The organism is Caballeronia sp. AZ7_KS35 (assembly GCF_023631045.1).
GTDB lineage: Bacteria > Pseudomonadota > Gammaproteobacteria > Burkholderiales > Burkholderiaceae > Caballeronia > Caballeronia zhejiangensis.
In genome coordinates, this window is record NZ_JALQDV010000009.1 from 216,315 (window position 1) to 228,900 (window position 12,586).

At 58.0% G+C, this 12,586-nt stretch carries 12 protein-coding genes and 1 pseudogene; 5 read left to right on the plus strand and 8 right to left on the minus strand.

The window, feature by feature from the left end; translation table 11 throughout:
* Nucleotides 1–519: 519 nt before the first annotated feature.
* The gene (locus NCT05_RS11210) at nt 520–2,703 is read right to left on the minus strand and encodes a hybrid sensor histidine kinase/response regulator family protein (protein ID WP_250502276.1); all 2,184 of its coding nucleotides are present in this window, start codon (nt 2,701–2,703) and stop codon (nt 520–522) included.
* Nucleotides 2,704–2,949: 246 nt separating this feature from the next.
* Between NCT05_RS11210 and NCT05_RS11215 the strand changes: the two genes are divergently transcribed.
* Nucleotides 2,950–3,354, plus strand: a complete 405-nt coding sequence (locus NCT05_RS11215) for a response regulator (protein ID WP_250502277.1) — start codon at nt 2,950–2,952, stop codon at nt 3,352–3,354.
* A 60-nt stretch (nt 3,355–3,414) separates the two neighbouring features.
* Here the strand turns inward: NCT05_RS11215 and NCT05_RS11220 are convergent, their stop codons facing one another.
* Complete coding sequence (locus NCT05_RS11220; protein WP_250502278.1) at nt 3,415–3,888, minus strand: PRC-barrel domain-containing protein; 474 nt, start codon at nt 3,886–3,888, stop codon at nt 3,415–3,417.
* 1,000 nt (nt 3,889–4,888) lie between these two features.
* On the opposite strand from NCT05_RS11220, the gene NCT05_RS11225 reads away from it, so the two are divergent.
* Both NCT05_RS11225 and NCT05_RS36965 read left to right on the plus strand, forming a co-directional pair.
* Nucleotides 4,889–6,094, plus strand: coding sequence for a GAF domain-containing sensor histidine kinase (locus NCT05_RS11225; RefSeq protein ID WP_250502279.1), 1,206 nt, complete (start codon nt 4,889–4,891; stop codon nt 6,092–6,094).
* 62 nt (nt 6,095–6,156) lie between these two features.
* On the plus strand, nt 6,157–6,510 hold the full coding sequence (locus NCT05_RS36965) for a response regulator transcription factor (RefSeq protein ID WP_350030080.1): 354 nt from the start codon (nt 6,157–6,159) through the stop codon (nt 6,508–6,510).
* A gap of 187 nt (nt 6,511–6,697) precedes the next feature.
* On the opposite strand, the gene NCT05_RS11230 is transcribed toward NCT05_RS36965, so the two are convergent.
* The 5 genes from NCT05_RS11230 to NCT05_RS11250 all read right to left on the minus strand — a co-directional run bounded on the left by NCT05_RS11230 (nt 6,698) and on the right by NCT05_RS11250 (nt 10,156).
* Nucleotides 6,698–7,156 carry a response regulator gene (locus NCT05_RS11230; RefSeq protein WP_250502280.1) on the minus strand — a complete coding sequence of 153 codons (459 nt, stop codon included), beginning with the start codon at nt 7,154–7,156 and terminating at the stop codon, nt 6,698–6,700.
* Nucleotides 7,157–7,337: 181 nt separating this feature from the next.
* The gene (locus NCT05_RS11235; RefSeq protein WP_250502281.1) at nt 7,338–7,583 is read right to left on the minus strand and encodes a hypothetical protein; all 246 of its coding nucleotides are present in this window, start codon (nt 7,581–7,583) and stop codon (nt 7,338–7,340) included.
* Between the two features lie 107 nt (nt 7,584–7,690).
* Nucleotides 7,691–7,939: a hypothetical protein gene (locus NCT05_RS11240; protein WP_250502282.1), complete on the minus strand. Its 249-nt coding sequence runs from the start codon at nt 7,937–7,939 to the stop codon at nt 7,691–7,693.
* A 719-nt stretch (nt 7,940–8,658) separates the two neighbouring features.
* Nucleotides 8,659–8,955 (minus strand): DUF6723 family protein, encoded by a 297-nt coding sequence (locus NCT05_RS11245; protein WP_250502283.1) that lies wholly within the window; start codon nt 8,953–8,955, stop codon nt 8,659–8,661.
* A 1,006-nt stretch (nt 8,956–9,961) separates the two neighbouring features.
* Nucleotides 9,962–10,156: a hypothetical protein gene (locus NCT05_RS11250; RefSeq protein ID WP_250502284.1), complete on the minus strand. Its 195-nt coding sequence runs from the start codon at nt 10,154–10,156 to the stop codon at nt 9,962–9,964.
* Between the two features lie 364 nt (nt 10,157–10,520).
* Between NCT05_RS11250 and NCT05_RS11255 the strand changes: the two genes are divergently transcribed.
* Nucleotides 10,521–10,793, plus strand: coding sequence for a hypothetical protein (locus tag NCT05_RS11255; protein WP_250502323.1), 273 nt, complete (start codon nt 10,521–10,523; stop codon nt 10,791–10,793).
* Between the two features lie 81 nt (nt 10,794–10,874).
* Here the strand turns inward: NCT05_RS11255 and NCT05_RS11260 are convergent, their stop codons facing one another.
* Nucleotides 10,875–11,189 (minus strand): hypothetical protein, encoded by a 315-nt coding sequence (locus NCT05_RS11260; RefSeq protein ID WP_250502285.1) that lies wholly within the window; start codon nt 11,187–11,189, stop codon nt 10,875–10,877.
* A 1,297-nt stretch (nt 11,190–12,486) separates the two neighbouring features.
* Here NCT05_RS11260 and NCT05_RS11265 point away from each other — a divergent pair.
* Nucleotides 12,487–12,581 (plus strand): annotated as a pseudogene (locus NCT05_RS11265) (thioredoxin domain-containing protein); the annotation flags it as partial.
* Nucleotides 12,582–12,586 lie beyond the last annotated feature (5 nt).

The window sequence follows — 12,586 nt, forward strand, 5'->3', positions numbered from 1 at the left end:
AAATGAGGGAAACGGACGATGGCTTCGCCCCAAAAACAGCGCCGCCTTCCACTCGAACGCTACAGAAGAAGCGCGACTTCAGCATCACGTCTGAGCCACCCGGGTCGGGAGCAAGTACGTCTGAACTAGGAACGTCTGCCGGCTTTGTAATGCAGAAACACTGGGCAAGTCGCCATCACTAAAGCTCATTGTCGGTGCCGAGAGGCAGGTCTTCAAAGATGGCAAGTTCGACGATAAGCAGACGTCAGCAGCGCTCATCACGGAGACAGACGTGTTCGAGACGGCAAGACAAGAGCTACACACGCGCGACCTACGCGACGTCGACGCCGTGATTTTGGAGCGCAACGGCAAGCCTTATCCGCAAGTCGAACGGTGCAAAACCCTAGTAATCGGCTGCAATCGGAATTGCCTTCAGCAAACGCACGTCGATGCGCCAAGCGGTGAGACTGCGCGTCGAAGCTTCATTCAGAAATGAGCGTATATTCCGGCGTCGTCGGCCGACCGCAAACGACGCGCTGCTTAAAGCGCCGCACTGCCCATCAGACTTTGCAAGTCGGCCGGAGAGAACGGCTTCAATAGAATGGGCACGCCGAGGTGCTTTCCTCTTTCCAGTTCGCCAGCGTAGCCGGTCATCAGTGCAAGCGGCTGAGACGGCCACTGCTTCTTCACGAGTTCGGCCAGGTCGAGTCCGCTGTGTATGCCTGGCATTTGAATGTCGGACAAAATGATATCGAACTTTTGGCCTTGATGAAGCAGTGCGAGCGCATCATCGCCGCTGTTTGCGCGCTTCACCTCAAAACCGAGAAGCTGCAAAACGGCAGCTAAGCCTGCGGCGACCTCTTCGTTGTCTTCAACCAAGAGCACGCTTTGCCAAGAGCTCGAGTCGTGAATGCCAAGCCTTGGTTGCTCCGTCGACGCGGGCGCAACCTCGGGCGCGTCGGCTACCGGCAGGTATAGCAAGACCTCGGTCCCCGACCCAAGCTGGGTCCTTATGCGGGCAGTACCGCCAGCCTGCTCGCACATCGACAGAACTTGAGCCAATCCGAGGCCGGTCCCGGAACCGACCTCTTTGGTCGAAAACAGCGTTTCGAACGCCCGCTGAGCGACCGAATCGCTCATACCAACGCCATTGTCCGAGCAGCTGACAACTACATATTCGCCCCTATCCACCGTCCGCTCCTCAGTCACGGACTCGTTGCGGCAACGCACGACGAATTCCCCACCTTCCGGCATTGCATCTCTTGCATTTACCGCGATGTTGATGAGGGATGCCTCAAGCTCGGCTCTGTCAACGACGATAGGCCTCAGGTCGTCGGGGGCATCGAAGGAGGCCGATACGACCGGCCCGACCGCTGCCTTGACTAGAGCCATAGCTCCGGGAAGCCACTGGCTCAGTTGAACTCGCTCTTTCTTCAATGGGTTCTTGCGCGCGACGCTCAACAGCTTGCGCGACAGTTCCGACGCTGTGCTCGCCGCATGCTCCACCGCGTGCACTTCAGCTTGAACCCCTGAATATCCTTTCCGACGCGCCAATTCCATATTGGAAAAGACGACCATCAAAAGATTATTGAAATCATGTGCCACGCTGGCCACTAGATTTCCCAATGCGCCGACACGACGCAATTGTCGACTCCTCGCTTCTGCGTCGACGCGCAGAGCCGCCTCGCTCTTCCAATTTTCCCATGCACTCTGCTCCAGCTTCAACCGGTAAATCGAAAAGCCAATAAGCGACCAAATCCCGACGCACGGCCCGAGCACAAGCAGTGCGACGAGCAGGTCGTGCTTCCACCAGTCAGCAAGCACGGACGAGACATCGAAGCTGACGGTCACGTACAGGGGATAATCCGTAAGCCTCCGAAAAGCGACGGTCTTATCTCGGCCATCAATGGCCGACGTCGTCCTGACGTGACCCTGTTGAAGGTTCTGACGGAAAATGGAAACGAAGGGATTGTTTTCCGGGATGACGATGCCGTCGCCCGCGGCCGGGTAACGAACTAGGAGATTGGCGTCCGAACGGTACAGTCCCACGGTAAGGTCCGGATTATTGCCGACCAGTTGCCGATAGAAGTCGCGGAAATATGCACGTCGGAGGGCAACGGCGACCACGCCAAGGAACTCACCGTTAGTGCCCATCCTGCTTGTCGCCGTATTAAACACGTCGGTTTGCGCAACAGCGCCAAACATTGGTAGAGAGAAGTACGTTGTCTGTGGACGGTCTCGCGCGGCCCGGAAATCGGCGCGCTGTAAAATTGATATGTCGGGTACCGGGTACCAACGGCTACTTGCAACCAAATCGCCGTCCGTGGAAAACACCGATACGGCTGCCACTTGCGGCAATCTTCCGGCCATTGCATCCAGACGAGCGTGCAACGTTGCCTGCTGCTCGCGAGTCTGGGTTTCATCGAGGTCGCCGAGAATTTCCACAATCCGTGAAGTCATCTCGCGGTTGAGGTCCAACACCTTGACGGCGTTTTCTTCGGCGACCCTCGCGAGCCGGTTCACCGCGTCCAGCGAATCCGCTTGACGGCGTTGATAGTCGAAGTATGCGTACAGACCGATGCAGAGCATCGGTATCACGACAGACGCCAATAGAACCGCTACCAAGACCCGTCGAGTCGTCGCGAAATCTCGCGCTGGTGGCGGCGACCCGGCGACCTCCTCGTCAACAAGTGGCGCGGTGACATCTCCCATGGATTGTTGCATTGAATGACCGGTTAGCGGCTAGCCAAGCCGGATTGCGCATGTCTGGCGTCGCTCGACCGCTTCCAGGCCTCTGCGCACCAGTCGCATTCGCGTGTGCTATGGAGAGTTTAATACAGTTCAATAGCGACTCGTCGCGCTCGTTCGCCTAGTCGCCGCTTGCACCGCACCGCGTTGGTCCCTCACGCGCGAAGAAGCAGGCGGAACGCACGTTGCTGCGAACGGCGGAGAACATTACCTTCTAAGCAGATGCAATCTCTTCTACTCGTTGAAGACAATCCGCACGACCTGGACCTTGCTCTCATTGCATTTGAGCCGTACGCGGAATCCGTTGTCGTTGCGACCGCCCGCGACGGCGCTGAAGCGTTGGATTTTCTAAAGCGAGAAGGAAAGTGGACGGGTCGCATCGGCGACACGTCCCTTGTCTTGATGGACCTGAAATTGCCCGGGTTGACCGGGGTTGAGGTGTTGCGGGAGATTCGCCGTACGCCCGGCATCGCTTCCCTGCCGGTGGTCGCGTTAACGTCCTCAAGGGAGCCGCAACACCTGCGTTGTTGTTATGAGTGTGGTATCAATGCATTTCTCGTTAAGCCAACGGGCTTCAAGGAGTTTTCGCAGATATTTCGGTCTTGGCTTCTGTTTGGTTGGGACTGAATAGGCGACCCTCGAATCTGAGGGTCGCTTAAGACGGGTCGCGTCCGCCAATGCGACACGTTAGACGTCGAGGGGGTCTTGACGCCCCCTTCGGAAGTCAGGTGAGGACGACCAGTATGGGTCGCGATTGTAAAACTGATGCAGCGACGTTCCCCAGTTGGAGTCTGCCATCGCCGGCCAGTGGTCTTTGTCGAAGCCCGGCTCGCTCTTGATGCGCTCCGCCGTCGAGTCGAGTCTGAACACCTTTTGGTCGGTATCCAGAGTGAGGGCGCTCCAAGGAATGGCTCGAAGCGTATCGCCGATGCCGAGGAAGCCACCGCTTGCGAGAACCGCATAAGCAATGCGTCCATTACGGACGTCGAGCATGACATGTTTAATCTTGCCGACGTCTTCGCCATCTGACGTAATAACTGTGGTGTCTTCCAACGTCGATGCTGCCATAACGTCCGGCCCCGGACCCTCGCCGACTCCGCTACCTACGATGTTCGCGCCGCTTTGCGGGGTTCCAGAACCTGGTAAATCACTCATCGCCATGATTGTTGCTCCTTTCCGCCTGCGAGCTACTGATGCCGGCCCGTCTTGGACAACGTGCCGGTGCCTCGCCGCGCGCAGGCTTGCATCGACAAGGCTTACCGTAGAGCTTGCAACGGGCGTGCCTTAGCCGTGCGGTCGATGCTGCTGTGACAATGAACTGAAGAACAAACAATGGCGCCAGTGCAAGACGGGTTCTGACGATGCGTTCCGACCCGGCAACGAGGGGTCGTAATATAGCTCTATGCGCCGTATGAACATCCGATGCCAGTGCCAAGGTGCGAATCTATGCAACTAGAGTGCTTTGATATTGACGCGAGGCTAGCGCAGAGCCTCCTTCCTTCATTGACGACGTGCGACGAGGCTCTTTGCCGGCAGCGCACACGGGTCGAACAGTTGACGGCCGCGGGCAGATGCGACGCTACCCACAGGGAGACGCTCGCAGCGATGGAGCTTACGTATGCATTGCTCTACGGCTTGTGGAGACGAGCTTCATTACCGCCCGCCTTGCAGAGCGCTCAGCAATGGAGGAGTTTCCCTGGTGGAGCTGAACGCCCAGCCTGTTCCGAGACAAGCGTTGACCGTTCAAAGGAGTGCTCGCTAGTCGGTTGACCTTCTTGTCAGCGGAATCGCCCGCTCCTGCGCGCGGTCCCGACGCACTCCTGTACGTCGGATTCTGACTGCGGCGGTTCGCGGTCGATTCGACAGGCCGAGACGCGAACGGCTTCACGACGACTCGGAGCCGGAACTCATGCAACGACCGGACGCCGCGTGACAGTGACGGCCTTGCGCGGCTAGTTCGCACCAACGAACACGCAGCGGGACGTACTGCGTGTCTCCGATTCGAGCCGAGAAATCGACGGGCTCTAGAGGGCGTGACAATCTGGCGCCTCGCGCGATTTCGAAAACGCTGTCTCCGGGAATGGCAATCGAGCTCCAGCGGTTTTCCGCACGCGGTAGCGCGGCGTAAAATACCGGAAGGTTGCGGACGTTGAGCCACGCCATGGAAAACTTTCCGAATAACAACGAGTCGGACGAGACGCTGGCTCGTGACATCGGCGCCGTGGCCAGAATAGGCGCGGTGCCCGCCATATTGCACATGATTTGCGAAGAAACCGGGATGGGTTTCGCTGCCGTCGCTCGCGTCACGGATTTGACTTGGACCGCATGCGCGGTCCACGACGACATCGGCTTTGGACTCAAAGCAGGGGGGCAACTCGACCTCCACACCACTCTGTGCTTCGAATCGCGAGCCGCGCGAGCGTCTATCGCTGTGGACGATTTCAGTACTAGCCCGACATATCGCAATCACCGCACCCCGGCGCTGTACAGGCTCGAAAGCTACATCTCGGTACCCATCATCCTGCCGGACGGGGAGTACTTCGGCAACCTTTGCGCGGTCGACGCTCGGCCGCATGAAGTTTCGAACACGCGAGTGCTTCGCATGTTTGAGGTCTTCGCAAGTCTCATTGCCTTGCAGTTGGATAGTGTGAGAAAGCAATCTTCGGTGGAGGCGCTTCTGGCAGATGAGCGGCGCACAGCCGCTTTGCGCGAAGAGTTTATAGCGGTGCTCGGGCATGACCTTCGGAATCCACTTTCTGCCTTCAATGCAACAGCGGAACTGCTGTGCCGGCGGAAAGAAGATGAGCTAGTCCGTGTCGGCCAGCGTCTTGGGCGGACAGTTAGCCGAATGGCCGGACTCATTGACGATGTCATGGACTTCGCCCGAGGCCGCTTGGGCGGCGGCCTCGCCGTGAACATCCAATGCGTCGCAGATTTGGGAACGCCTTTGCGCGCAGTCATCGACGAACTTTGCGACGCGAACCCGTTGTGCACAGTCGAATGCGACATCGAATTGGTGGAGGCAGTCGATTGTGACCGAGCGCGTATGCAACAGCTATTGTCGAACCTTTTGGCCAATGCGCTGAGCCATGGCGCGAAGGGTGCCCCCGTCACCGTGACCGCGAGGCTCGCGAATGGGCAGCTTGTCCTTTCGGTGCGCAACAGTGGCAAGCCGATTCCAAGCGAAGTTTTGACAAGGATATTCGAGCCGTATTATCGACCGTCGACCAGTGTGCCGGGCGGGGGACTCGGACTGGGACTCTATATCTGCAAGCAGATTGTGGACGCTCATGGGGGCAGCCTCACCGTCACGTCAACCGAAACAGACGGGACCGTCTTTATAGCGAGCATTCCGCAAAGGCAATAGAACGCCGGTCCTGTGCATGGCACAACGGTTGCGCGGAAGTGGGTAAATGACCACTGCACACCATGGCTCGCGTACTACTTGTTGACGATGATGTCCGTCCCCTATATGCGCTCGGGGCTGTATTCGAAGTTCACGGCTTCGAAGTACTGCCATCAAACGACGGTTTAGATGCGTTCGTGAAGGCGCTCAAAGCACTACCCGACCTGGTCGTAACCGATTGGGAAATGCCAGGGCTCGATGGCATCAGCCTGTGCCGACGTCTGAGAAGCCTTCGCCGATTCGCGCGCGTCCCGCTCATATTGACCTCCGGGAGAGCGCCTCCTGTGGTCGAGGGAGTGTGCGATTTGTTTATGCGAAAGCCCGTGGATTTTTCCGAGCTTGACGCATTTATCGCCAGCTTCAAGGCAAGGGCGTGACCCGGAACGACTTGGACAGCTAGTCGCTGCATCGGTGCATTGCGAATCGCTCAGTCATACTAAGTAGCATCGTCGTTGTGAAATGCGCCACTGGGGAGTTGCTCAGTCGCAACCTACCGAAGCGTCGCTGGACGTGTGGCAAGAAGCTGTCGCCAATGCCGGCAAGCACGAGAGTCGGTCCAGCCAATCACCGACCATTCCAGAAAGTCAGACAGCTCACATGGCCTCGTGAGACGAGTCCTTCGATGAGCCGGTGAAGATACGTGAGCGAGCTGGCTTTTTGACAGTAGCCGTCGAACAGCGAGGCGTCGCTGTTCAACCGCACGAAATCCTGGTCAGTCGCCGTGTATGCGATGATGGCAAAGTCATCTCTTGAAAGGCGTCGAAGCGCGCGGGCCGTGAAGAATCCATCGTGCTCGGGCATCATGATGTCGAGTAGGATGATGTCAGGGCTCCATTTCTCGACGACATGCAATGCGTCGAAGCATCCGTTCGCCGTCTTCACGGCGGCGCCCTCGATTTGCAAATAAGCCGCGACAGCGGTCGCCGCATCCTCGTAATCGTCGACGACCAGAACTCGTGGCCTTCGCCGCCCTATGAAGACGTCTCGCGACGTCCATCGTTGACATTTGCTCGCGGCGTACATCAAAGAATAAAGGGGTAAATTGAATGCATCATTATAGCTGACGCCCGCCTCTGCCTCTCTCGAGCCCTCCCGCGACCGTCTCCGACCGGTGCCCTGATGGTTCTGGGGTGTCGTTATCTCAGATGCGCGAACGATTCGTCTCACGAGAACCAAGTTGTGACCCGACCCGCACCACGGTCTTTTATCTTTCTTCAAAGCAGGAGCCGACGAGACTGTCGAAATCGCTAATCGCCGTAGCCACGATTTTTCGCAACATCGCGTCGAGCGGGGTGCGGCTTGAGAGTTCGCGCGCCAAGAGCCTGGCTGTGCGGAGATTCACACAGGCGGTTCGCGCTTGACCTTCCTGGTCCTCAACAAGGAAGCAAAAAAGGTGTGAATCCTGGTCGCCGGTGTCTGCCGGATTGTAGGCGGTGATTGTAACTTTCATGATGGCCGGGCGTGCACTTTTGTACACTCCAGCATCGCGCAGACCCGACTAGCCGGTGAATTTGGCCCCCGCGATGTGTTGGCGCTCGAGCCATCGCCGGCGTTTCACTAGAGGTCGAATTTCCCGCAGGATTGCGATAGGTCGCCATGCAAGGTTTCATGGCACTCGTCGGCCGGAAGAATCCGGATGTCTGCGTTCGGCCTCAGCTTTCGCGCCAGTTCGAGCGCCGCGCTCTGGTCGCTGACCAGCGTCACGGAAGCGGGACCGGAGTCACGGGGAATCTCGACCCGCCAACCTCCTCTGTCGGCCGGACGGACGATGATTTCAGCTTCGTCGGCGCCTTCCTTGGTCAACATTTGAGTCCGAACCCCTTCACATGTGAAACGATAAACGCATGTTGATATTTTGGCAGGTCCTGCGGAAAAGTCACGATGCTAAGAAAAAAAGCTCGCAGTAACAGCCACTTAATGCAGTCGGACGACTGCCAGCGGTGGACGGAAACTTGTCACCTGGACCTCGCGGTCCAGGCGTCACCCTGAGCGACTGAACGCGCGCTGGACCGGGTAGATTTCCTGCGCTGAATTCGAACCTGAACGTATCCCTCAGAGCACAACCATCCCCGAGTGCGTTCAGCACCGGCCGTAATGCGACGCGCTAACTGCGGAAAGCTCACATTGGTTGCCGCGCGACTCGCTTTTCAGTTCGTCGCGTCTGTGAGCGTGCGTCGCGGCGCGCTTCAGGCCGTAGTGCGCCCTTTGCCGATTCAAGTTCGAGGAAAGTATTTGCCTTCCACGCACGTCACTTCGACGTTCCTTTGCCATCCTCGTGAACGACGGCATAGATACCCGAGACATTCACGACCTCCACCGGTTCATACGACGTATCGCCTGCTATTTTCTTCCCTCCCCGATGATGTTGGTCGGTGTGTCGCGGAAACAACGTCTTCACCCGCTGGCTTGGCTCTCCGCCCGACAAGCAAAAGGCTCTTCCCGAGCGGCCCGCGCCTGAGTCGTTCGATTCGCTCCTGCACCGGTGGACGAAGTGGGCGCGACGGCTCGCCTTGCCGCTCCTGTCCTCAAAGCTCAGGGTTGGACAGGTCTGCTTTGATGATTTCCTGTGCACGTCGAACGGCGGCTTCCTTCGCCGCGTCCTTTGTGTTAAATGGCCCGAGGTCCTCGGCACCTGCGAAGGGATAGAGCAATCGCGCGTCGGTCAAGCGGACGACCTTTAATGTGCCGACAAACCTTCCACTTAGGGGACGATAAGAGGCGTAAACCGCGTAGTCAGCTTCCGACGTCCCGGCTTTTGCGGCGACGAAGCGCTGAGTTGGAAACAAAACGTGCTTAGGCCGTCGGCGCGAAAACGTTTCCATGCGACTCTCCCGGGACGTGTCGGACGGCTCATCCAAATGCAGCAAATGTCATACCTCTTATGCCTCGCGGTTCGCCGCCGAACCGCTCCGCCGTTCCAGTCGCTCGCTCGCGTGGTCCCTCCTCGTCAGAGCCTGTTGCCGTTCGTCGGACGCTTCAATGTCCCAGGCGCCGAAATTCGGTTGGTTTCGTCACGCACATCGAGGCAGTCGAAGGGAAGCAGACACGCACATCTTCTGGTCTTTTCAAGGGATTCGAGTTGTGCGTGCATGTACAAGATATCAAGTACTCGATGATGGCGGCAGCGCGCCACCAAGTCGCAATTACAGACGCCGGGATTCACCGGCACCTTTATAGGTGTCATGAAACGCAGAGCCACTGTCACCTGTGAGCGCGACGGACGCGTTCTTCTCGTCGCTCGAGCGCGGGGGAGACGGGCTTTCCCCGGCAGCCGAGCGAACTGCGACGGAAAGCTGGTCGACGCGGCGGCTCGTGAATCGAAGGAAGAGACTTAGCTATTAGCCGAGGACATCCGCTACGCCTTCCAATTCCGCGGCCTGCGCACTCGACACTTTGTCTTCGTCGCCACAGTAACCTCGGGCGCGGAGCCGATGCCATCGAACGAAATTGCGCGGTGCGGATGGTCGCTGCACGCGAATTGGACGTAATCCAGGCGAGTGTTCCCACGAAAGGAACCGCAGAAATTTTTCTCCGGCAAGCGAAAGGCGGGCGCGGCCTTCCCCTGAAGGACATACTCGACAGAGCGGCAGCCTAGCCGTTCTCCGCTCCCCCGACCCGTGGCACGCTTGCGATGACGGCACTGGCTCGTCGGGGCGATGATGGGGTCGTTTCCGGTCGACGGCCGAGTCTGATTGCACGAGGTCAGCCCGCCGTGCCATAGCCAAGAAACAAGAAGGTGGTCGACACAAGGCTGCGACCCGGCCGTATGACGCGCGCCGCTGCCAGGCTCTCCTCACATGTGCGGGAAGACCAGGCAACGGCTGGCGATTACAGCTTCATCCCTACGTGTGCAGGTGCCGGGTCCGGCGTATTTTCCAACGTGTTCATTTCGTGGATAACGCGATACGCTTCAACAAGCGCCTTTTCCTTTTCGACGTCGTGCCCACCGATGACACGCGCCATCTCGGCGCGAGACAGTTCTTTTTCCGGGCGGGCGAGGTCGACAATCGTCAGTGTGCTCATTTGGTTCACCATGAAGTAGGGTTGCGGCAAAGGCCGGGACTTCGATTGAGCGGTGCTAAGCAACGCTCGCTTGGCCTTAGTCACATTCCGTGCCAACGTCGATACCCTTTCTCATCGAACGCTAAGTAACTATTTTCAAATGAAATTTCGGTCGACCCACGCTTCCCTCTGAAGGTCGCGGCGTCGATGTGTTGGAACGTCTCCGACAAATGACGGGCGCGTTTGTTGGGAGATGACGATGATGGGCGACAACGGAACGCAAGCACTGCTCGCAACCATCGAGTCAGGTGAGCCCGAATTTGAGAGGCGCGAGTCAGGAGACGCCGACTGCTTTCAAAAGCACCAGCATACGAAGGAGGCACGGATGCTACGCAAGACTCTCAACGCTTCTCGACTCCAGCAGGAAGTCGACCGACGCATTCATCGATTGCAAGAGGTGGTAGAGGACGGCGTCAAGATTCATGTGCCACGCCCGCAACTACAGGAAGCTGACGCGACAGGCTGCAATTGGAACATGAGGCATTTTGGGAACGCGATTGGCTTCGAACGCTCCGTCGAGGGTGTCTTGAAGGCGGTACGTGCTGAATACAACCTTAGCAACGAAGCAAAAGAGAAGGTCGACCCCTTCGGCGACTAGCCGCCGCTGCGCGAAATAGTTGAGCCGGGGCTTCCGGTCTGCGCTTCAGCCTGCCCACGGGCTGATGCAGCGAGCGCAGTTTCAACCGTCCGTTTCGTCTTCGTCATCGTCCCGCTCGACGAATTCCAGGTCGTTCTCGACAATCTCGATGCGGATTTCTTCCGTGTCATCTTCGAAGGCAATCTGGTTGGGCGGTACGGCAACAACTTGGAAATCGAAGCCTAAGGCGCTGGCGTGCGCGACGTATTCGCCCTCGTCGTTCTCCCGCAAAACGTCGTCGTCGAGCATCGAACGGCGTTCAGGGTGAAAGTCCTTACCTGTAAGAACGAGTCCTTCGTCCTCGCCAGTCGCGATTTCGACGACCAACAGTTCAAGTGTTCCGGATAGCTCGAGCATGGCTTCTCCCAGTTTCTGACGTCTCCGACCTTGACGGCACACTGGAGTTTCCGGGGCCAGTCGCGCTCAGGTGCCGAAGCGCCTGCGGGTGCATGAGCACGAGGCATCATGGCGTGACACGCGAGATGCCAGACGCGCTAGGACCTTACACGGCAGAGCCTTTTGTTACTCTGGGCCAGGCGTGTCAGCATCCGACTCGAGAACGGAGGCATGCGGAGTTTGATTAGCCTGCGACGCCCTCACGCTTAAGGCGCGCCTTCACGACCTTCCGGCCGGCCGCAAGCTGCCGCCGATGATGCTTCGCGACGACAGGCCTCCTACGTAAAGGCTTAAAATGTCCGCCGGAGCCACTTACCTCCGCAGCGTCGCCCCGTGATTGGAAATCAGCGCAAGCCGCGGCTGGCGCAATCTGCCTCGCAGAGTTCCTTTTCGCCCCTAGATTGAACAATACGGAGCCAAAACCGGCCAAGCCACACAACAGAAACAGCCACGCGGATTCTTCTAAAGCAAAGAGGAAATTCGTCATTCCTAGCCCCTAGTCTTGAACAGCTTCTAAACACATCAGAAGATAGCAAATGAGAGACGCTATCAAGGCAGCTACGTGCTCTCTGTGCAGCGTCCTCTCTCGTCCTTGAGCGCGTAACAAAATCGACCCACGCGGCGAAACGCTGGTGTCGAGAAATGAACTTATCGCAGTAAGCCGCCAACGGGTGACCAAATGGCGGTCTCGAGTGCAACCTCCGCGAAAAGCGGCGCCCAGCACAGATGCGTCGGATTCGCGGCGCCTAACGCGCTACAAGTGATTGCGTTTCGTCAGAATTGTCGTGCCGCTTGTCCAGGCGTCGACGAAATGCAACAGCAGCTCACTTCACCCTCTGATTGGGGTTCAGCTGCTTTCCGCGGTTCCCATGGACCTGGGCGTTGGTCTTGTTGTTCCCGCTTGTTCCCTTACTTTGATTGAGCGTATCGGAACGATGGTTGGCCTGCTGCTTAGTCTGCTGCGACATGGGGAGCTCCCGTTTCGCGGGAGGTCATTCCATCATAGGCGGCAGCAGGGAAAGCAGCGGTGAAATCTTCACAACCTACGGTAGAGATGTTGCCCTTTACTTGAGCGTCTTCCGACAGGCCAGCGCCAGCGGGAGTTCGGCGAAAGGAGTCGGGACCATGATGTCGTACTCGATGCTTTGGGCCGTGCGCTGGAGGGATGTCGACTAATGGCGTTGGTCACAGATGCTGTACATGGAGCAACAGCAGCAAATTGCCTACCCTGTGAGGGCACCGAAAACACGAAAACCCTATGCTGACAATTCCTGGGAAGGCCTCTTCAATCAACGTCCGCAAAGTCCTTTGGCCCTGTTCAGAGCTTGACCTGATTTCGTGCGGGAGGATTGGCCCAC